The organism is Acidisarcina polymorpha (assembly GCF_003330725.1).
Taxonomy (GTDB): domain Bacteria; phylum Acidobacteriota; class Terriglobia; order Terriglobales; family Acidobacteriaceae; genus Acidisarcina; species Acidisarcina polymorpha.
Genome location: NZ_CP030840.1, coordinates 877,257 through 898,172, shown reverse-complemented (window position 1 = coordinate 898,172; position 20,916 = coordinate 877,257). Strand labels below are relative to the sequence as shown.

19 protein-coding genes are annotated in these 20,916 nt (G+C 56.3%); 7 read left to right on the top strand and 12 right to left on the bottom strand.

What is annotated here, in order from left to right; genetic code table 11:
- Positions 1-229: 229 nt before the first annotated feature.
- Complete coding sequence (locus ACPOL_RS03990; RefSeq protein ID WP_161557196.1) at positions 230-931, bottom strand: Crp/Fnr family transcriptional regulator; 702 nt, start codon at positions 929-931, stop codon at positions 230-232.
- A gap of 376 nt (positions 932-1,307) precedes the next feature.
- Here ACPOL_RS03990 and ACPOL_RS03985 point away from each other — a divergent pair, with 376 nt between their 5' ends.
- From ACPOL_RS03985 to ACPOL_RS03975, 3 genes are all read left to right on the top strand, one after another.
- Positions 1,308-1,556: a GlsB/YeaQ/YmgE family stress response membrane protein gene (locus tag ACPOL_RS03985; RefSeq protein WP_114205917.1), complete on the top strand. Its 249-nt coding sequence runs from the start codon at positions 1,308-1,310 to the stop codon at positions 1,554-1,556.
- 97 nt (positions 1,557-1,653) lie between these two features.
- The gene (locus tag ACPOL_RS03980) at positions 1,654-2,043 is read left to right on the top strand and encodes a BON domain-containing protein (protein WP_114205916.1); all 390 of its coding nucleotides are present in this window, start codon (positions 1,654-1,656) and stop codon (positions 2,041-2,043) included.
- Between the two features lie 51 nt (positions 2,044-2,094).
- Positions 2,095-2,691 (top strand): general stress protein, encoded by a 597-nt coding sequence (locus tag ACPOL_RS03975; protein WP_114205915.1) that lies wholly within the window; start codon positions 2,095-2,097, stop codon positions 2,689-2,691.
- Here ACPOL_RS03975 and ACPOL_RS33415 read toward each other — a convergent pair.
- The 3 genes from ACPOL_RS33415 to ACPOL_RS03960 form a co-directional block, all read right to left on the bottom strand.
- Complete coding sequence (locus ACPOL_RS33415) at positions 2,688-2,852, bottom strand: hypothetical protein (RefSeq protein ID WP_161557195.1); 165 nt, start codon at positions 2,850-2,852, stop codon at positions 2,688-2,690. The two genes, ACPOL_RS03975 and ACPOL_RS33415, sit on opposite strands and share 4 nt — an antisense overlap.
- Before the next feature lie 407 nt (positions 2,853-3,259).
- Positions 3,260-4,957: a gamma-glutamyltransferase gene (gene ggt, locus ACPOL_RS03965; protein ID WP_114210579.1), complete on the bottom strand. Its 1,698-nt coding sequence runs from the start codon at positions 4,955-4,957 to the stop codon at positions 3,260-3,262.
- A 101-nt stretch (positions 4,958-5,058) separates the two neighbouring features.
- On the bottom strand, positions 5,059-8,244 hold the full coding sequence (locus ACPOL_RS03960; RefSeq protein ID WP_161557194.1) for a TonB-dependent receptor: 3,186 nt from the start codon (positions 8,242-8,244) through the stop codon (positions 5,059-5,061).
- Positions 8,245-8,591: 347 nt separating this feature from the next.
- Between ACPOL_RS03960 and ACPOL_RS03955 the strand changes: the two genes are divergently transcribed.
- The gene (locus ACPOL_RS03955; protein ID WP_114205912.1) at positions 8,592-9,905 is read left to right on the top strand and encodes a hypothetical protein; all 1,314 of its coding nucleotides are present in this window, start codon (positions 8,592-8,594) and stop codon (positions 9,903-9,905) included.
- Between the two features lie 188 nt (positions 9,906-10,093).
- Here ACPOL_RS03955 and ACPOL_RS03950 read toward each other — a convergent pair whose 3' ends face one another.
- Positions 10,094-10,984 carry an alpha/beta fold hydrolase gene (locus tag ACPOL_RS03950; RefSeq protein WP_114205911.1) on the bottom strand — a complete coding sequence of 297 codons (891 nt, stop codon included), beginning with the start codon at positions 10,982-10,984 and terminating at the stop codon, positions 10,094-10,096.
- Between the two features lie 671 nt (positions 10,985-11,655).
- On the bottom strand, positions 11,656-12,963 hold the full coding sequence (locus ACPOL_RS03940; protein WP_236657220.1) for an FG-GAP repeat domain-containing protein: 1,308 nt from the start codon (positions 12,961-12,963) through the stop codon (positions 11,656-11,658).
- Between the two features lie 420 nt (positions 12,964-13,383).
- Here ACPOL_RS03940 and ACPOL_RS03935 point away from each other — a divergent pair, with 420 nt between their 5' ends.
- On the top strand, positions 13,384-14,028 hold the full coding sequence (locus tag ACPOL_RS03935) for an SDR family NAD(P)-dependent oxidoreductase (RefSeq protein ID WP_236657219.1): 645 nt from the start codon (positions 13,384-13,386) through the stop codon (positions 14,026-14,028).
- A 311-nt stretch (positions 14,029-14,339) separates the two neighbouring features.
- Here the strand turns inward: ACPOL_RS03935 and ACPOL_RS03930 are convergent, their stop codons facing one another.
- Positions 14,340-14,858 (bottom strand): 2-keto-3-deoxygluconate permease, encoded by a 519-nt coding sequence (locus tag ACPOL_RS03930; RefSeq protein ID WP_275066518.1) that lies wholly within the window; start codon positions 14,856-14,858, stop codon positions 14,340-14,342.
- A complete protein-coding gene (locus tag ACPOL_RS35410; RefSeq protein WP_201759083.1) occupies positions 14,827-15,012 on the bottom strand; it encodes a 2-keto-3-deoxygluconate permease in 186 nt (61 codons plus the stop codon). Before ACPOL_RS35410 ends, ACPOL_RS03930 begins: the two co-directional genes overlap by 32 nt.
- Positions 15,013-15,173: 161 nt before the next feature.
- Between ACPOL_RS35410 and ACPOL_RS03925 the strand changes: the two genes are divergently transcribed.
- The gene (locus ACPOL_RS03925) at positions 15,174-17,156 is read left to right on the top strand and encodes an alpha-L-arabinofuranosidase C-terminal domain-containing protein (RefSeq protein ID WP_114205908.1); all 1,983 of its coding nucleotides are present in this window, start codon (positions 15,174-15,176) and stop codon (positions 17,154-17,156) included.
- On the opposite strand, the gene ACPOL_RS03920 is transcribed toward ACPOL_RS03925, so the two are convergent.
- Positions 17,144-17,662, bottom strand: coding sequence for a hypothetical protein (locus tag ACPOL_RS03920; RefSeq protein ID WP_114205907.1), 519 nt, complete (start codon positions 17,660-17,662; stop codon positions 17,144-17,146). The genes ACPOL_RS03925 and ACPOL_RS03920 overlap by 13 nt on opposite strands.
- A gap of 330 nt (positions 17,663-17,992) precedes the next feature.
- Complete coding sequence (locus ACPOL_RS03915) at positions 17,993-18,202, bottom strand: hypothetical protein (protein ID WP_114205906.1); 210 nt, start codon at positions 18,200-18,202, stop codon at positions 17,993-17,995.
- Here ACPOL_RS03915 and ACPOL_RS03910 point away from each other — a divergent pair.
- Positions 18,186-18,767, top strand: a complete 582-nt coding sequence (locus tag ACPOL_RS03910; RefSeq protein WP_114205905.1) for a tyrosine-type recombinase/integrase — start codon at positions 18,186-18,188, stop codon at positions 18,765-18,767. The two genes, ACPOL_RS03915 and ACPOL_RS03910, sit on opposite strands and share 17 nt — an antisense overlap.
- Positions 18,768-18,779: 12 nt before the next feature.
- Here the strand turns inward: ACPOL_RS03910 and ACPOL_RS03905 are convergent, their stop codons facing one another.
- Together ACPOL_RS03905 and ACPOL_RS03900 are read right to left on the bottom strand one after the other, a co-directional pair.
- Positions 18,780-19,835 (bottom strand): DUF2235 domain-containing protein, encoded by a 1,056-nt coding sequence (locus tag ACPOL_RS03905; protein WP_236657218.1) that lies wholly within the window; start codon positions 19,833-19,835, stop codon positions 18,780-18,782.
- Between the two features lie 243 nt (positions 19,836-20,078).
- The gene (locus ACPOL_RS03900; RefSeq protein WP_114205903.1) at positions 20,079-20,366 is read right to left on the bottom strand and encodes a single-stranded DNA-binding protein; all 288 of its coding nucleotides are present in this window, start codon (positions 20,364-20,366) and stop codon (positions 20,079-20,081) included.
- Positions 20,367-20,916: the final 550 nt, after the last annotated feature.

Genomic DNA, 20,916 nt, shown 5'->3' with positions numbered 1-20,916 from the left:
GAAAGGAGTATCGAACTGCTCGGCCCCGAGTTTAGCGTTTGCACGCCGCGAGGTATGTGACGAACCGCAGACAGGGGTAGAGATGGGCTAGGTATAGAGCTTCAAAAGGAGAAAAGTGTTCGTTGTTGCCGCCCCTCGCCTTCTATATAGCTCACGGGAAAATGCCTCGGCCTGGACAAGCTCATCCTTTCATTTGTTCCTGTGAATGAGGGGAGTTGTGTTCGTTGCCTTATCGATAGAGCCCAAGGTGGATCTCCCGAATGGTTGAGTAACAATCACATGCGAGCGCTTCCAGCTTTTTTCGATTGAGGATGCGGATATGACCGCGACGATATTCGATCAGTTTTTCTCGCTGTAGCCTTCCTGCTGCCGCTGCGATGGTCACGCGCTTCGTGCCTAGGAGTTCGCTTAGGACCTCCTGAGTGATATCGATGGTGGCCGATTCCGTCAGATCTTGCGCGGTGAGGAGCCAGCGGGTAAGTCGCTCCAATGCCTCGTGGATACGATGGCATCCAGCCAACTGGCTCAAGGCGTGAGCCTGCGCCTGAACATACTCCAGAATGCGGCTGTGGAACTTCTCGTCCTCGTCAAAAACCTGCTGAAGGTCGTCAAAGGGAACGCGCACCGCCGCACCAGCGAGCTGCATTCGGCAGTGTGTAGGCGCGTCCACTGGACCGAGCAGGTGGAAGCTCCCAATGAAACCCTCTCGACCAACAACCCCAACCTCTGCTGCCAGGCCTACGGTCGTAACCGCGAGGATTGATGCCAGACCGGATGTCAGAAAAAAGGCGTGTGAGGGCCGGGATTTGGATTCATGCAGAACGCTTCTGGCAGAGAGCTGGACTTCAGATGAATTCGAAAGCAGATGCTTGTAGAGCTTCTGGGGGATCGAAGCCAGCAGACGATTCGGATGGGGTGAGGACCGAGACATAGATCTCCTGCTGAGCATAATCGTTTTCGACCCGACGTGCACCGTAAAGTCAGATTACTGTTGGATGTGGTAAACGGCGAAAAGATGTCAAACATTTGACATAACGACATCTTCAAACGTCCAAGTCGCTATGTCAAATATTTGACATAGCGGTGCAACTGTTCAGTGCCGCCCGGCAACATATTCACTGTGTCAACGCTGCAGGTATCAAACTCAATGCCGATCGTACGTTGCTGTCATATAGATCAACTCTCTTCTCCGGAAAGAGAGCTTCAGCACGAAAACTTCGAGGCTCTACGGTGTGGTTGGTCTGTGAAAAGAAGCAGGGTCGGAAAACGAATGAATGTTCCTACAAATTTACAACAAAGGATAACCAATGTTTATTTTATGGTGGATTATCGTCGGGCTGATCGCTGGTTTCCTCACCGGTAAGCTCATGAAAGGCAGCGGCTATGGGCCGATCTTGGATATCGTGGTTGGCATCGTAGGCGCTGTGGTTGGTGGGTTCATCATGCAGGCGCTCGGATTTGCCGGGCAGGGCGGACTCATCTACACAATCTTGGTTGCCGTGATTGGAGCTGTGCTGCTCACTCTGGTGCTTCGCCTGGTGACACGAAAAGCATGAGGTTGTTTTCTTCAGTCACTGTTCACTTTCTCCCAAACGCGCGCTTAACCATCTCTCTAGCAGCGCCTGCTGCATTGAGGGCTACTTGAGGTTTTTCATGTTCATTTTGAAGCAACGTCTCGTACCTGCTTTCGCTCCGGCAAGCGTCCTGCTGCTTTTGTTGAGTTCGGTGCCGGCTGCTACCGCTCAGACTCAGGGTACCCCGGACAACGCCGGGACCAACAAATCTCAGAATCAATCGGCAACAGCCGATCAGCAGAAGAACAACGTCTCGGACCGCGAGTTAGCTGCAAAGATTCGCCGTTCCGTTGTTTCTGACAAGTCCCTCTCGATGTACAGTCACAATGTGAAGATTGTCGTGGCTGGCGGATCGGCGACGCTCAAAGGTCCAGTACATTCCGAAGCAGAGAAGCAGGCCATTGGGCAAAAGGCCGCAGACATCGTAGGGGCCGATAAGGTCTCGAATGAGCTAACGATCAAGCAGTAGTAACAATCAATTAGCAATAACCGACTCACAAGTAACTACAAGGAGATCATCATGGCAGGCAAAAACACAGCGGCATTCGGCATTTTCCCCTCTAACACAGCAGCGGAGGCAGCGGTAGATCAGCTGCGCACGGCGGGCTTCTCCCAGGACGACATCTCTGTACTTATGGCCGATAAACAAGGTTCTAAGGATTTCGCGGCCGAGAAAAACACGAAGGCGCCAGAGGGCACCACGACCGGCGTGCTGAGTGGCGGGACGGTGGGTGGTACGCTTGGCCTTCTGGCCGGGCTTGGAGCGTTAGCGATACCTGGTGTTGGTCCGCTCATCGCCGCGGGTCCTATTATGGGCGCACTCGCCGGTCTTGGTATCGGCGGCGCAGTAGGGGGCCTGGTTGGCGCACTCGTTGGAATGGGAATTCCTGAGTATGAAGCGAAGCGTTATGAGGGGCGTGTAAAGGATGGAGGCATTCTGGTCTCAGTTCATTGTGAAAGCTCTGAAGAAGTGACTCGGGCTAAGGAGACCCTCAAACGGGCGGGCGGTGAGGATATAGCGTCGTCAGGCGAAAAAGCGGTTAGTACACATACCGAGAACACTGCAGAGCTGAACAGTCACGCCGTTAACGTTCACACGCCGACCAAAACCTACTAGCAGATCGATCGTATCTCCTTCGGAAGCTCGACTTCCCGAGTGCGGGCAGCCTGCGGAACGGGAACCAGTGACATCCGGATCGACAGGCCTTCTGAGGCGCCGGCGGTACTATGGATGACGCCGGCGCCGAGGTCGATGTTACCGTCTCCTATCACGGCCACCCCGCACTCATGATGCACGGCCTCCGCAACAATAGGCTTCATCGGCGAAGACAGTAAGCGGCCTGAGAGGGCTGCTCGAAAAGGAAGCCGCGTCCTATATCGGAGTTGACGATGATCCTTCGTTTTATTTGGGCTGCGATAGTCACGATAATCTGTGCTGCAGCTGCATACACTGGCCACAAGATGAGGAGGATGGGCGAGTTGATTCGCGCGTTGGACGATGAAGGGGCAAACTCCAAGCGCCAAGATGTTGATAAGGGTCGCTTCTCCTGAATATCTGGAACGCTGGCTTGTGACTGAACACCTGTAAGTCATCAAAAGGATGAGGCAATCCATCTGCTCGAATTCTGAGGAAGAAGCCTAGCCGCGCTGGCGGCTAAATTCGGTTGCATCCCCGGTCCGTGCCTCTAGAACGGCATCTGTTCCGGCACTGCCTCTCCATCGGCGCGCGGGTCGGTCGCGCCGTAGTGCACCGGAGAGCCTTCGTTGACTTCGACCGCATTGCCCCGTCCCATGCTCTGGAAGTAGCGCGGCCATACCGTCACCTCGTGGCCCTGCGCCCGCAACGCCGCGACCACATCCGGAGCGACTCCGTTCTCGACCCACACTCCGCATCCCGGGAAATCGCGCTTGGTAAAGCGTGACGACTCCAACGCCGCCTGGATGTTCATATCGAAATCAACCACATTTGAAACAAACTGCGCATGGGCCTGCGCCTGATTGAAGCCGCCCATGATGCCAAAGGCAATCCGCCGGTCTCCCTTCTCCATAAACCCGGGAATGATCGTATGCAGTGGACGCGTCCGTGGGCGAAGTGTATTCGGCCGGTCAGGTTGCAGCGTAAACCCGCCACCCCGATTCTGCAGCGCGAAGCCGGTACCCGGCGCCACCAGCCCCCCACCAAAAGCCCCCGCATTGCTCTGAATCAACGAAACTTCATTGCCATCCCGATCGACGACTGAGAGATAAGTCGTGTCGCTCGATAAGTGCGAGAGCTGCTCCTGAAGATCGGAAGGCATAACCGTACAGGCCGCCTTGTCCGTGATCAGCTTCGCCCGCTTCACCGCTAGCTCCTTCGAGATAAGTTCTTTCGTCGGAATATGCGTCGCCTTTGGGTCTCCCACATAGCGCTGCAGGTCCGCATACGCCAGCTTCTTCGCCTCGATCTCTACATGCAGAGACCTTTGGCTATTGTGTCCCCACTCTTTGATCGGGAACTGCTCCATGATGTTCAGCATTGAGAGCGCCGCAATGCCTTGACCGTTCGGAGGCAGCTCATAGATCGTCCAGCCATGATATGTCGTACTGACTGGATCCACCCATTCCGGCTTGAACTCCGCCAGATCGTCCGCCTCCATAAAACCGCCGAGTTCGCCCTCGAGCTTCAGGATCGCAGCCGCAGTCTCGCCCTTGTAGAACCCATCTCGGCCATGGTCGCCAATCCGCCCCAATGTCTTCGCCAATTCCGGATTATTGAACAACTGCCCGGCAACCGGAGCTTTGCCCTCGGGCAGGAACACCTTGGCGAACTCCGGATTGCTGTGGAAGGGAGTTCCATAGGTGTTCCAATTGTCCGCATCCGTCTCGGTGACGCCGATGCCGTGAGTTGCCAATGCGATTGCCGGTGCCACGTCCTGCGCCAGAGACAGCTTCCCCCATCGCCCATGCAGCGCATCCCAACCGGCCACTGTTCCCGGCACCGTGAGCTGATCGATAGGACGCATCTTGGTAAGGCCCTTTGCTTTGAGAGCGTCGACGGTCAAGTTCTTCGGAGCCCATCCGCCGGAATTGAGGCCATAGAGATGCTTGGTTTTCGCGTCGTAAACAACGGCGAAGAGGTCACCGCCGACACCATTCATCATCGGTTCGATGACCCCCAGCGCGGCATTTGCCGCAATGGCAGCATCCACCGCGCTACCGCCCTTAGCCAGGACGGCCGCACCCGCCTGCGAAGCCACGGCCTGACTCGTTGCAACAATGCCGTACTGCGTCATTACGATGGATCGTGATTGCTCGCGGGCAGGGTCCTGCGCCGCCATCAGCGGAGGCGCAAATAGAACTGCGATCATAGCTATGGAAATAGCCCTATCTGACCAGACTTTCATGACCTTGAAAAACTCCCAATTGGGTTCGACCTTCGATAGCTTTGTCGTTGTCAGAACGCACATTGAGCCGGCAAGCCACTCGTGTGCCTTCAGGACTCAGGTCAGAAGTTCAACTTGAGTGCGAACTGAATCAGACGCGGGTTGTAGTTGTTATTCAGTGAAGTGATAGTACCGAAACTGGAAGTACCTAAGGTCAAGTTGGGATTGCCGAAGTTGGCCATGTTGAGCACGTTAAACGCCTCCGCGCGGAACTGAGCGTTCAGTCGCTCATAGATAGGAAAGTTCTTGAACAAGGAGAGGTCGATGTGCCTGAAATTCGGCCCATAGAGAGAGTTCCGCCGCTCCGTGCCCAGCGTGCCCGGCGCCTGTGCGACAAAGGCCGTTGTGTCGAAAAAGCGGGCGATTGTGGGATTGCTGATCCTGGCCGGACGTAGCTGATCAGGGCGATCCGATCCGGAAGAGCCCGGATTGTTGCCGGCGACATTAGTTACATTGAGCGGCGTGAACGGTAGCCCTTTGCCCCACACGCCGATGCCGTTCAGCTGCCAACCCTTGGCGAGCACACCTTTGAATCCGCTAAGTTTTCTGCCGAAAGGCAGTAGGTAATTTACTGAAGCGTTCACGCGGTGCCGCTGATCTAGATCGCTGTTTCCGTAGTCGATGATTGCGATTTGCGATGGGATGACTCCATACCCGTCGGTGCCATTGACTGACGTCGCCAATGCATCATCGAGGTTGCGAGCATAGGTGTAATTAGCGCCAACCGTCAGGCCCGCTTTCGGGCGCCTATCAAAGCTTACCTGCAAAGCGTTGTAACTCCCCTGGCCATTGCTCTCGATGATCGGCATGCTGGTTACAAGGGGCAGCGCGCTGTAGTAAGGCCGCAACGAATTGTAGTTGATGGTGTGGTTGGCGTAGTAGGTGTTGAGTGCCGGCGCATTAAAGTCGGGGATCTTCTCGACCATGTGTCGTGGAAGCATGCCGACGTACGAGATTCTTACGACGTTCCCCGCAAAGTCACGTTCTCCGGTCAGGTTGAATTGCTCCACATAGGTGGATCGGAAATTCGGCTGCTCGATAGCTGGAATTGAACCCACCGGATTTGCCGCGCTTACAGCGGCCGGAATCGGCAATCCATCGCGAAACTGGCTGAATCCGGCCGGAGCTGTCGACTGCGTATAGGCACCATAGCTATAGACAAACGGCTGGTTCTTGAGGCTGGCTCCGGATGCAACATTCTCCGGTACGAAGCTAAAACCGAAGCCGCCACGCAAGACCATCGACTGGCCGATCCGCTTCGAGAATCCTACGCGAGGAGCCAGGTTGGAGTAGTCCGTGGGGATGTTTACGGTCGCAGAAACGCCATCCTGACCGGCCACGATGATCTTTGCGGCGACTGGGTCGAAGTTCGAGATATTGTTGTGAACCTCCGTAAAAGGAGTAAACACGTCATAACGGATTCCGAGGTTCAGGGTAAGCGTGGGAGTAGCATGCCAGTCGTCCTGCACATACGCATGAGGCTCCCAGGTGCGGTAATGCGGCACCACGAGCGAATAATTGCGAGTCACGGTTCCGTAGTTGCCTTGCAACAGGTTGACCAGAGAACTGTATTGGGGGGTTCCGGTATTTGTCGTAAACGTCCACTCCCCTTCGCCGGTCCCACTCTGCGCACTCGAAGCCTGACGCCGGATCAATCCGCCGCCGAACTTGACATTGTGGTTTCCGTGGGTATACGTCAGGGCGGCCTGATATTGGAAGATGTTGTTCACATAGATGATCGGCAACGATGTCCCATCGCCAAGGCTGCCGTAGCCACTGATCGAAACCGGCGACAGGCCACTTGTGTTGCCATCGATGTTCACATTCGGAAGCCCGAAAGCGGTTGCTGCATTGGTTCCGTTGTTCTGCTGGATCGCCGCCAACCGGATGTTGGTGTAACTCGTTTGGGCCTCCAACAGCAATACCGGAGAAAAGATATGCACATAGTCCATTGCGCCGTTCTGGGCGTTGTCGTGTGCCGGTCCAAAGTATCCGCCAATATTGCCGCCCGGCTGAACCGTAAGACTGCCCACCGTAACCGCCGGAAAGAGTCCACCTACCGTCGTGGTGGTGCGGTTATAGCTATAGCGGGCATAAAAAAGATCGTTTGGGCTAATCCTGTGATCCACTCGTGCATCGGCAGTATCGCTGTTTTGCGTGTTGAATGAGGTGGTTGTGTAATTGTTGCTGACAGCGCTTGATGTGGGTGCCGGGAAAAGGTTGAAATACTGTAATCCCACTGGATCGATATTTGGGATTGCCGCCGGCCCACCCTGGTCGGAAAAATTTCCCGGGTTCGCCCGCTCGAACGCGGTGGGTACGGTCACGGTCGAAGGATTCTGGGCCTGGGCCAGCCGAAAGCCCTCGTAGGCGCCAAAGAAGAAAGTCCGGTTATGAAGGATAGGGCCTCCGAGACTGCCGCCAAACTGGTTTTGGTGGAGCGACTGCTTGGGAAGGTGAGCGCCGAACTGAAATGGGTAGGCATCAAGCGCGGTGTTGCGGAGGAACTCAAAGGCCGTTCCGTGAAATTGATCGGTTCCTGCCTTGGTGATGACGTTTACGATACCTCCGGCCGTTCGTCCTGCTTCCGCCGTATAACTATTGCTCTCGACTCGGATTTCCTGGATCGCGTCCACGGACGGACGAATGCCGATGGTGCCGATCACTCGCTCATTGTTGTCCATACCGTCGACCATCTGATCGGTGATCACCTCGGTTTGCCCATTGATGGAGACCGAAGACGTAATACGCCGGTCATCGGGGCGAGTCCCGCTGTGCAATCCGTTTTGCGGGCCCTCATTCGCGCCTGGGGTCAACTGCGCGAGCGCAATATAGTTGCGCGCGTTTAGAGGAAGATCCTGGGTGGCCGCCGCCGATATCGTATTCGTCAGCAAAGAAGTATCAGTCTGTAGGCTGGGCGCCCCGCTGTTCACAACCACGGTTTCACTTTGGTTCCCCACCTCAAGCTTTCCATCCTCGCGGGCACGATCACCGGCCGAGAGATTGAATGGTGCGACTGTAAATGTCTTGAAGTTGGGATCCGACATGCTCAGCTCATAACGACCAGGCTTGAGCAGGTTGAAGACATAGGCGCCCGCCTCATTGGTCGTGGACTGGAAGGTTTCTCTGGTATCGAGGTTGGTGAGGGTGACCGCGACACCCGGAACAGACGAACCTGTGCCATCCAACACGTTGCCGATGACGTCGGCCGTGGTTGTTTGGCTAAAGGCCATCCGGGGTGTGGCCAACGCAAAGGCAACCAGAAGAAGTAACCCTGGGAGCCGGAGCGAGAAGGAAGAAAGCGAACAAGTTCGTGGGATCCGAAAGGAGCCACAGCCTTGTAGGAATCGTAAAGCCATCTGCGCCACCCCAAAACTTTGGAATCGAAGCTCGAAACGGTGTGTCTGATTCGTGAAAGGTGCGTTACAGAGGAATTAATGTTCGCTAGTGTGCAGCTCTCAAAGCCGCCCTGCAACGTAATTCACCGTGGTTTCACTTGGATTTGACAGGGGTTTCACAGGCGTCAATCGATTTTTCAATCACTTGCGGCGTCAATGGCAGAATGCTTCGACGCGGGATTGATCCTGTATACAATATGGCAAACCACTTCATGCCTCAGCAGGAGCTTCAGCCCGGCGCCATATCAGAAGTCGCGGAAGAGCGGTGGAAGCTGGTGAAGGACATTTTGTCTTCGCGGAGCTTCGCCAAAGCGCCACGGCTGTCCGGCTTCCTCGCGTATATTTGCGCGGAAACGCTCTGTGGGAGAGGATCTGACCTGAACGAGCGTCAGATCGGGCTTGAAGTCTTCGGGCGATCTCCCGATTACCTTCCTGCCGAGGACAGTATCGTCCGGGCGAGCGCACGGCTTCTGCGAAACAGGCTTGAGCTTTACTTTTCGACAGAAGGGAAAGATTCGGATTGGGTCATTTTCATCCCCAAAGGCAGTTACATTCCGACTTTCGAATCGAGAATCCGCAAGTCCGAACCCGCTTCGCCATTGCTCCCGATCGATGTTCCGCAGAGAATCGTCAAACCTGCAGATGGCCCTCGTTCCCAACGGTTGCCGATGCTCGTTATCTCAATGATCGCCGCCGCGATCGCGATATTCGCCGGGATTCTGCTTCATCGTCACATCGGATCGGTGACGGCCAATCCCGAGCGGCAAATCTGGTCGACCCTTCTCACCGGAAGGGAACGGACGCTTTTCGTGCCAGCTGACAGTACTCTCTCCCTTATTCAGACGGCGCAGAATGTTCCGCTCACTGTCTCTGAATATCTGGGACAGAAACCCGCTGTCCTGGCCAGGCTGGCCGCCTCCGGACCGTATCCGCAGGCAATGACGAACATCAATGATCACCAGTACACCAGCATTGCGGACCTCGAAATGGCTTTTCGAGTGGGTCGCCTGCCCCAGGCCGGGAATGCCCAACTGGAGGTCCGCTATGCGCGCGATCTGACGCTAAGCGATATTAAGAACTCCAACCTGATTTTGATGGGCGGCCCCCGCGCAAATCCGTGGGTCCAGATATTTGCCGAGCACGTCGATTACTCGCTCGACGATCATCCGGCAGATGGCCTCGATTACGTCAATGTGCGATCGCCTCAATCCGGCGAGAGCGCCCGCTACATGGCAGCCGTCAAAGGGAATCAAACCTTCTCGCTCGGAGTTATCGCATTTATTTCAGGGTTGGAAGGAGGAAAGCACGTCTTGATGATCGAGGGTACCGATATGGCGGGAACCCAAGGCGCCTGTGACTTTCTGCTCGATGCGAATGCGTCTTCCGCTGTTCTATCGAAGCTCATTCGTCCCGACGGGCGCGTGGGTCACTTTGAAATGCTTCTCGAAACCAAGACAGTAACTGGGAATGCCTCGGAACACCTGGTGCTGGCATATCGCCCGCTGCCGTAATGCCGCACAGTAACTTACCGAACCGCGACCTTTGAAGTCTACTGCGAGGGGGGAACTGCAGATGCAGTTCATAACCTTGGTAGCGTCAACGGGGTCGAAATGCAAGCGCGCTCGTACACCGTCTGTTGCGCTCGTACCGTCTGTTCAGAGGTGGATTCAACAATTTGGTTGTCGCGGCAACCAGCACTCTACGGTCTGTCAAGAAAATCAAGCATGGCGGCATTGAACAGAACCGGATCCTGCAGAAACGCGAAATGGCTGGTATTCGGCAAGATGAGCAGACCTGCGCCCGGGATGGTGCGCGCGATGTACTCGGTGTGATCCCGGCGAATGACCTCATCGTGATCTCCGTCCGCAACCAGGACACGGGCGGCTATGGACGTCAGCTGGGCGTCCCTCCAGTCCGGCTGCGTGTCCCACATGTGGCTGATCTGCTCGACAAACGCGCTGTATTCACCCGGTGTGGAAGAGAGTCTGCGGTATTCCTCACCGGCGCGCGTCGTGAATCGCGAGAAGTTCGCACTCTTGTCTCCGTCCGGAATTAGGCCGGCGGTCCGCGTATTTGCCGCAAAGCAGAAAACGCGTCGGACGCGCGCCGGATACCGAATCGCCAGATCGAGCGACAGGATAGCGCCGTCACTCCAGCCAACGAAGTCTGCCTGCGCGATATGGAGTTTGTCCATCAGTGCTATCACGTCGTCGGCCATCAGATCGTAGCCGTACGGTCGGCTGTCGCGTGTGCTGCGTCCATGACCTCGACTGTCGATTGCGAGCACACGATGACCGGGCATCAGCGCCCGTATCTGGTTGCCCCAGTAATCAGAGTTTGCAAGGCCTCCGTGGAGCAGGATCACTGGTGGTCGGCCGGGGAAACTCCCAAGTGTGTCGCTATAGAACAGCGAAATCCCCCGGATGTGAACGCTCGTCCTCTTCAGTCCGCTCACTGGTGCCGGAGTCGGAGGCAGAGTGTTCCACCGCAGCGAGCTACTCTGTGAGGAGGACCCGCTACAGCAGGCAGCAATCAGGAGAAGCAGCCGAAAGACTGTCTTGTGTCGCGGTACCGCACCTCGAACTCGCATCTGGCTTGCTCCTCGCTGTCGGTGTAGCTCGATACCCGGCCGCTACCCGTTCGTCCGGAACTTAGACAGGATCCCACAGGGCAGTTTGTTGCTCTTTAGAAATGACAGGGTGATTCGCCCATTAGAAATGTCAGTGTAAACCCAGTAGGAGCCGTGCGGTGGTAAATGTGGAAATCACTTCTGTTGCAATTTCCAAGGGCTGTGGGAAGCGTGGGACAGTTTCATCGTTCCACGCTTTCCATTGAACCGGCATTTCCACCGCTGTAGCGGATCTTGGTGTCGGCGCGAAGCCTGAGCCATAAATCCGTCGCAGTTTCTTCTGATAACGGTCTTCACGCTGTTGGTCATCACTGACTCACTCGGATTCGATGCCCAGCCTGTCGTTCACAGCGACTCTAAAGCGCTGCTTGCAGCCGGGGTAGCGCTCGGTCGTTTGCACTGATACGTGTCCAAGAAGGAACTGCATCTGCTCAAGCTCACCGCGGGCATCATGGCAGAGTCGTACGCAGGAGCGGCAGGCATCGTGCGGTGCTAGACGCGGAATATTCATACTTGCCGCTGTCTTCTTGACGACGTGCCAGCCAGTTTTTTCTGAGATGTCGTTCCCCCAGAGTTTACCCGCGCGGCCGGCTGGCAGTAAGCCGAGGCCCCTTAACAGTCCTCGCTTCAATCTACTTCTTCGGTTTTGGTGGGCCGTTGTCCCAGGGAACGACCTCTCCTTCGCCCGGGAATGGCCAATCTTTGTTGAGGAAGAGTTGCTCTTCACGGGTCGTCTTCGGGACCGTATTAATCATGAGGTTTTCGTAGTAGTGAACTCCGGTCTTGCCGGCGGTCGCGAGATCGAGATCGCCGTCGCCGTCGAGGTCCTGCACGATGAAGTGGGACCCGACTGCAGCAGTGCCGTTCACTGAGATCGGGTAGCGAGTGAACCTACCGGTCTTGCGATCAATCTTGTAGTAGTAGACAACCAGCGGATCGTAGGAGCCGGGGTCAGTGCCATTGTGGCCGCGATAGCGCTTGCCGGTGAGCAGTTCGGGCTCTCCATCGCCGTCGATATCTACGAGCGCAAGTGCGTGACTCTGGGAGAAGGATTCATCGATGATGTGTTTGACCCAAGTACGGTGAGTGGCGTCGCCCTGCTGCTCGAGCCAATACAAACCGTACCCATGGCCCTGGCCGTAGATGAGATCGAGCCGGCCATCGTTGTTGACGTCGTAGCCGATGATGGGAAAGCCAGCGTCCGCAAGGTCCCAGTCGCTATGCCACTCCCACTTATCGTGGTTGGCGTCAATGTTTTTGAACCATCCGAAGGGGGTGAGAACATCGGCCTTGCCGTCGCCGTCGATATCGGCGATGCCGATGCCGTGGCCATCCTGATGTTCGTCGCCGAGGTGATGGACCCTGGGCTCGGGGCCGGAAAAGTCGATCCAGAGGATGCCGGAGTGGTTGTAGTGTCCAAGGGCGAGGTCAGGCTTGCCGTCACCGTTGATGTCGGCGAAGGCGCCGCCCTCAGTGTCGATGCTATCGGCGATTTTGTGGCGCTGCCACATGACATCGGGCTTCTTCGGATTCTCGTACCAGTAGACGCCGTTGGTCATCCATCCCGTAGTGACGACGTCGGGCGCACCGTCTTTGTTGACGTCGACTGTCCATTCGCCGCAGTCGGAGACGAACTCGCCGACGATCTCTACGGTGCGGTATTGATGACGCTTCCATTCGCCCCCAATGGGTCCGGGGTTTTCGTACCAGTATGAACCGCTAAGCAGATCTGGACGGCCGTCGCCGTTCATATCGATGGTGGTAATCCCTTCGGCATGGTCGCTGCCTAAGCGATGAACAAGGAAAGTGGCTTGCGGAACTCCATCGGGGCCGTTTCCAGCAGCGGGCTTGCGATTCGGATGCTGGCCGAAAGTTCTGATGCAAGATGAAGAAGCAGCGAGCAGGATTACGGCTGCGACCAGATGTTTATTCAGAGGCAAAGTGGTCTCCCTCAGTGAGAAAGGCTCGCCGTCTAATGCATGGCGTGCCTGGATTGACTCCGCATTCCGCGCCCTCAAAGCCGTACGCAGTGTCACCAACATACTAGCTCCTTCACGCCGTCTGCGGGAGGATTGTCGAGCAGCGTGCCATGGCCACACAACGACACCCGAATGTGAGAAGCAACTCGCCCGGCTGTGCGCCCAAAGCTTCCGGTCCTAAGCGACGCTTCGTTAAACATTGCCACGTAAGCCGCTATCAGCTTTTCTGATTACTGCTCTCAGAACAAGTCGTGACGCGCCTTCGCGTCCTCCTTCGTCTAGTGTCTAGCACGAACGCTACTAGCGATTCGCACGGGCCGAAGAAGTATGTCGATCCATGGATCGATGTGTGGCCGCATGCGAGAACCTACGGAGTGGATAATGGCAGGCAGTGGAACCGTAATCGTCACAGGTGGCTCAAAAGGAATCGGGGTTGCTGTTGTTCAATCTTTTCTGGACCGCGGCTATGCCGTCGTAGCAACAGCCCGAAACGCAAGCGGCTCCCCTTTTGCCAGTTCACCAAACCTGGCTTTGGTGGATGGCGACATTAGCAAAGCGGCAGCCGCGAAGGCCGTGGCCGAAGTGGCCATCTCGCGGTTTGGCTCTATCGACCATCTTGTCGCGAACGCCGGCATCTTCATTGGGAAGCCTTTCCTTGAGTACATCGAGGAAGATTATCGCGCACTCACCTCGACCAACCTCGAAGGCTTTTTCCATATCGCGAAACTCGCTGTCAAGCAGATGCTGACGCAGGGCAGGGGCGGTAGTGTCATCAGTATTACCGCAGCTTCTGTCGACAGCTCTAATGCCGATTCGCCAAATTCCGTGCCTATGTTCACTAAGGGCGCGCTCAACGCAGCGACTCTTGCTCTCGCGGCGGAGTTCGCGAAGCAGGACATCCGCTTCAACGCTGTTGCCCCGGGCATCGTGGACACGCCAATGCACGCGAATAACCCGAAAGACTTCTTGAAGACGCTTTGCCGATGGGCCGGATCTCGTCACCCCAGGATGTTGCGGATGGCGTGATCTATCTTGCCGGCAAAAAACGTTACAGGTGAGGTGCTACGCGTCGATGCCGGTTCTCACGTAGGAAAGTGGTGAGGCTCATGGCAACGGCGACCACTTATGGTGGTCGCTAACGTGTTCTGGGAAAATCAGTGTTATCGGAAGCGGACCGGGAGTCTAAGAAAATCTATTTCAACCGTTTCGTTTACCCACGACAACACCAGTTGTCATGGGCTTTCGGGTGACTTCAAGAGACCGCGTAGCGTGCCTTTCTTGACGGACATCAGCCTTAATTACTGCTGAGACCGGAGGAGACGAGCCTTTGGCTCTACTCAGCGATTACATTGCCCCACTTTTGAGGACTCCTGATCGTCGATTGAAGGAGGAGGGATGAGAGCCGGCATCGCTTTGCTCAGGAAATCGCGCAGATCGGGATCAAGATTGCCAAGAGTGACACCTGCGGCGAGCGGCAAGATTGCGCCGACCAAGGTCTGCCAGGGAAAGCCAGACAATCCGGCGATCCCCAAAGTCACCATGGTGAAAAATGGTCCCGACTCTAGCGCCATCATCGAGTAGGCGCCGGCATCTTCGGGCCTTCCAAATTCCCCCATAAGAGCTATGTAGAGGCCTCCGTTTGTGTCGTTGATTGCGGCGACGACAGCCAGCGCGGAGACGCCGGCGAACCAGCCAACCCGAATGGGTTGTTCGCCGATCAAATTCCCGAGTAGGAGGCCCGCACAGATTCCGAGCGCAACCTTGGTCGCCAGAAGCGCTCCCCCACGACGAAGCGCGCGAGGGATAGTACCGATGGATATCGTGCTACCCACGCAAACGAAGAAAACCGCGAGAATAGGCAGCGCGCCCGTAAACAGCGCGCCCGTGAATGATCCGAAGGGTTTCAGCCAGATGGGGTGCGGCAGTTGTAACGACGGCGCCGCAGATCAGCGGGATGATCATCATTCCACCGGGCACACTCTCCACCGCTCGCTTAATATTGATTCGCATCTTCGAGTCTGCTGAACCGGCTTTCTTCCTTATCGCGTTGCCACAAATTCCGATCACAAATTGCGGCGCGAGGTCAGGCTAGAACCGCCGGGAGGCGTTTGGCTGATACATTACCAAGAAGCACCGACTGTCTATTGTTTCGCCAGAGCTTTCCCATACGGATGAATCGACGTCAGTTTTTCTTGACCTCTCTCGCTGCTGCTGCCGCCGGACCGCTCGGCGCTGCCGAAACACCGCTCTTGACCCTTGATGATCGAGGATCATCGGGGAAACCACAAGTAACCGTACTGGTGGTCGACACCGATCGCGTGTCGACGCCGATCAGCGATGGCATCTATGGACAATTCCTGGAGCATATCAACCATTCCATCGAGGATGGGCTCTTTGCCGAGCAGATTCGCGGAGCGGGCTTTGAAGGGGAAGATTTCAAGACATATTGGCTGCCATTTGCTGATCATGGCGAGGTGGAGCTTGCTGACGTTGCATTTAATAACGGGATACGCTGTGTCCGGCTTCGCATCGCTGGCGGCCATGCGGGTGTTCGCCAGGGGCGAGTCTTTCTGGAAGAAAATGTACGGTATGACGGTTGGGTGTGGATGAAGCTCGAGAGCGGGTCGCCGGACATAGAGCTTCGCGTGACTGGGCCGGACGGCAAAGCGATGGCGATGCAGCCTTTAAAGATAACCGGGAGCGATTGGCAGGAGGTCCCATTCAGTTTCACCAGCTTCCGACGAGAGGAACAGGCAAGCGTTGAAATTGTTGCAAATGGAAAGGGCACACTGCTCCTTGACTTCGTATCGTTGATGCGAGCCGATGCGCGGCGGGATGGCAAGCTCCGGCCAGACTTGTTCCAATCGCTGCAAGGCCTTCATCCTTCTTTTGTTCGGTGGCCTGGTGGGTCATATGCTTCGACTTACAAATGGAAGGAATGCATCGGGCCATATGCTTCTCGGGGGTATCACCCGAACATGTATTGGGGAGGCTACTCAGGATACGGAGGTTTCGGTACCGATGAGTTTCTGGGGCTTTGCAGCAAGCTCAAATGCGAGCCGCTGATCGTGCTCGCGTGCCCGGATACAAAGCCGGAAAGCGTGCAGTACGCGATGGACTGGGTGAGATACCTGAACGGTGCTCCCACATCGGAGATGGGAAGATTGCGCGCCGCGAACGGACATGCGGAGCCATATGGAGTAAAGCTTTTTCAGATCGACAACGAGCCCATGAACAATGGATTTACTCCCGAACAATATGCAGAAATCGTAAATCTTTACGGCACCGAGATACGGAAGCTAGTCTCTGAAGCAAGGATTGTGGCCTGTGGGCAGAAGCGTTCCAGTGACATGGATTGGAGTGAGAAGGTAGTCGACCTGGCTGGCGACAACTTTGACATACTTGGTTGCCACAACTACGAATACGAGCCGGAAAACTACCAAAGCGGATTGCCTCGCCTACAAAACTACCTGACAAAGCTAATTGACTACGTACGGGCTTCGAAACATCCTCATATCGAAGTCGCGGCATTGGAATGGAGCCTTCAGCACACCTACGACTGGCGGGCAGGTCTGCATGCGGCGGGCAGCTTGATCATGTATGAAGAACTAGGTCCGGGGTTGACGATGACCTGCCCGGCGCTCCTGATGCGGAATACGACCGACGATCCAAAATGGACATCGTCGATCTATCACAACCATGTGACGTGGTTCCCTGGGGGTAGTTATCCCGTCGAAAGGCTCTTTCGTGAGCATTACGCTGAACGCTATCTCGCATCCGCGATGGGAAGTTTTGAAGACGTCCCGGATCGAAGCCAGTTATTCGACAAGATCTCCACGGCAATACCGAGCGGCTGGACAGAGGGGGCCATGGACGCGATCGCTACGGCCAGCGCGGATGGTATGCGCGTAGTGATCAAGACTGTGAATTACGGTCCAAGGCGCAATACGCTGCTGGTTCATCTCCAGGGTCAGAACTTACCGGAACGAGCAAAAGCAAAGCTGTACACGATTGCGGCCCCGGTGAATGCCACGGCTTCATTCGACCGTCCAGATATATTTACACCACTGACCAAATCCATACCATATGCCAAGAACTTTTCCGTCGATGTCGATCCATACTCCGTGGCAGTCGTCGAGATTCAAGCCGAGTAAGGAGTTGCCAACCCTTCGGTCTGCAGGCAGGCCGGCGCTCTCGAATAGCGTTGCGGCGGCGGCAGAGGTGGACCAGTTATAGCGAACAGCGGTGGGCTGTTGGACGAGCTCTCCAGCATTGCGACCGAGGAGTTGGCGATGATCTCCAATCTGCCGGGAGTGAGCGAGATATTGGGGGGAAGGTCGCGCAGCATCACGGTGCGAAGATTGGCAGGCAAGCTCACCTTCAACGGTGTGGTAGACAGGGGTGCATCGGCCTCCCGCATGCGGGAGCGGAAGGCCTCGTCGAAGTCCTCCGCGGCAATCATCGCGTCAAGAAAGCCGAGCAGGGAAGTACGCTCGACGAAGTGAGCCCCGCCAACCGGCTGCACTTCGCCGATGGCCTTCATCAAGCTTTGGGCGGAGGCGCGGACGACGCCGAAGAGTCGTTCGATGTCCAGGCGCCCCAGGTCTCGGTCCGGGCGTTCGCGGCGCGCTCGCGAATGGAGTAGAGATCGCGAGACCATTTCACCGGTCGGGCCACTAAAACCTCCTCGTTTTGCTGGCTTCAGGATACCGGGATTCTTGGCACATCTGCCAAGAATGGTTAAGAGGGAATCCTAGAAGACCCCAAAATCGCACCGACAAGCCGCCCTATCGTGCTACTTTCTCCTGAATGACCGCCGAACTCGAGATCAAACTCCAACCCGCAGGGAATCAGCCTCAGAGGCCTTCCTGATCGATCTGGTGGTCAATGGCGTGACCTCGGAGCACTCCCGGCGGTCTTATACGACCGGTCTTAGGGCCTTCTTCACCTGGATCCGGATCTCCGGGGCGGGCCGGCCTTTACCAAGGCTTTAGTCCAGCAGTACCGGTCCACACTCCTCGACCAGGGGCTTTCGGCTTCGACCGTCAACCTCCGGCTCTCGCCACTCCGTAAGCTCGCCCGCGAGATGGCCGACAATCAGCTGCTCGATCCAGTCGCGGCCGCAGCCATCGAGCGCGTACCCGGAATTCAGAAGCGCGGCAAACCGGGCAGGGAACTGGCTGATGAAGGAGCAGGCCAACGATCTGCTCAACGCTCCCAGCCCGAAGACCCTGAGCGGAACTCGCGACCGGGCGGTCCTCGCCCTGCTGCTCGGCTGCGGGCTGCGCCGGGCGGAATTGCTCCGGATCGATGTGAAGGACCTGCAGCAGCGGGAGGGCCGCTGGGTGCTGCCCGACATGGCAGGCAAGGGAGGCCGGGTCCGGACCGTGACCATACCGGCCGGGGTGAAGAGCCGCATCGACGCCTGGCCCCAGGCGTACGGGATCACCGAAGGCGCGCTCTTCCGCCCGATCACGAAAGCAGGGGTCCTCGCTTTACCGTACCGTTGTTCGGAAACTTTCTGCGTCGGGTTATCCCGGACATCAAGCACCGTAGGCCAAAACAGGAATCTCTATAGGAGTGACGGTCGAACTGGGCTGGGCGCCGCATGGCTCCGCCGCATCGTGTGTCGCCTGCTGCCTGAGCGGGCAAGCGATAGGAATTGGGGTGAATGCCGTGCTTGCAGCATAACAAGGCGACCTCTTTCCCAGCCATGTTTTGGTCGCTACTACGGTTTGCACCGGAGCCAGAAGAGGTTGGTGTGAAGCTCCCCTCAGTCACAGCTCGCCAGCGGGGATGATCTGCACTTCCTTGTAAGTTTCAAGCGGCTGATCCAGGTTCTCCGGTTTATATTGTGGCTGCATGCCGTCGACCCGAAGTTTCAACGTATTTGCAAGGACCGCATTCTTAGGCACGGTGCGATGTCTGGGCGGCCCCCAAGGTATAAACTTCCATTCATCGTGTGCCTGGCCCAAGGGATTAAAGGGCTTTGGCGCGAGACATTTTTCAAGCTCGCTCTCATTGAACTGCAGCCCACAAGACCTCGCGTTGTCGACCATCCAACGCAAGGTTATGTTGGAAAGCTCGCACTCTGAATAGCTTCCTCCTACATCGCAGTGAACCCCAGGGAACCAAACCTGCTGCAGCTGCGCATCGTTGTCTCTTGGACTACCATCAGCGTTTGTCCAAAGGGTTGGAGTGAACTGAGAACGGCGTTCGTCAATCGAGACGGCTTGATAGGCATTTTTCACACAAGGACTTAAGCTTGTATCAAGAAAGCCGTATTTGTCCTGGTCGAAACCAGTGAATAGATGACCTGGAATACCGAGTGCGCCGACTGTGTCCCAGACACCAACCATGCGCACATCAACATCCGTTAAACCATATTCGCCGACGAGTGGAGCCTTTGCAGCCTTCCGTTCGCTAGCGTCAGCGATTCTGTAAACATCAAAGATGCGTTTGACTGTCTGATTATCCAGGTTCCTGGTCGGGACGCCGAAGAGGGCGATCATGCCGGCAAGACTGCGAGCCGTATAGGCTCCACGACTGAATCCGAAGACAAAGATCTCGTCGCCCGGATCCCAGACGTATGAAAGGAAGGCGTAGCCGTCTTGAACCTTCTGAAACAGCCCGGTGCCCATGGCTCCACCAAAAAAATGTTCGAACGGAGTGCCATCGGTTCCCACGCCACTGTCGTAATACTTTAGCTGCGACGGGTCTTCTCGGAGGAGCATATAGAGCTTGCGGACGTTTGTATCGGTCCTCATCTCGGCCGGACCATGTGGCGTGTTCCACGTGCCATCCGCACAGACAATAATCTTCTTACTCATCATATTTTCCTAGAGTTGAGCAACAGCTCTGCCGAGACAGAAAGGGGTCCATTCATCAGCATTGGCCGCCCTCGTGACGCAGGCGGCATCCCTGAGCAATGTGACCAATCTTTGATCGTAGACTTTCCATGTTTTGCTTCATCATGTCGAGTAAACCACAGTCTGGCCATAGTGAAAAAGGCGAACACATCTGTGGATTAAGTTCGAGGTGGACGAGCTGTTTGCCCGTCCACCTCTGGCTGGCAACTACTCGTCGTCGGCCCCGTCGGCTGGATCGTCGCTTTCGACCTCGCGGTATTTCAACTTCCCCTCTACGCTGATCAGCTGCCCTTTCTGGAGGTTGCTGGCGAACTTGGCGAGATTCCTCCAGGCATAGACGCGATGCCATTCGGTGCGGGTGTCGTACTCGCCTTTCTCGTTCTTCCAGCTCTCCTGGGTGGCGATCGAGAGGATGACGTACTCGTTCTTGTTCTGGGCGGTTTTGGCTTCTGCGTTCTGTCCGAGTCGGCCGATGAGAATGACCTTGTTGAACATGGTGTTTAGGTCCCGTTCCTTTTGGTTCGTGACCGCTGTCTGCGGAGGGTATGCCGTCGCGACCCACTCCCTCGGCGAGTGGAAAGAATCTGAGGAAGGGGCCCCAGACTTGCTATGGGGGGAGGAGTCCGCACCTCTTTAGAGGCGCGAGAGCGGATTCTTGGAAGGAGAGCGTGCGTCCGAAGGGCGTGGGTGTACTGAGAGCGGCACGCTGAACGCCGACAGAGAGACAAACCGGAAGGGAGCCTTCCCCTTCAACAGACTTTTCTCATGGCGTAAGTCGCAGTAGCCAAAACCGCACAGAAAACGAACAGCGTCATCATCCTCGCCGCGCGGCGGGAGAACGACAAAGGCGAGTATGACGCTCGAATCCTGTCGCTCGATCCATCTTCTGGCGTTGTCTATAATTCTTCGGTTGTAGGCGGCTCGTTTGGAGGGGCTGGAATCTGGTGCTAGAAAGTCGTCTTCCAAGGCACGTTCGATCCGGTCGTACGTCATTCCATTGCCGTATGCGGTGATACAGAAGGCGATGTCCGCTGAGGCGGGTCGA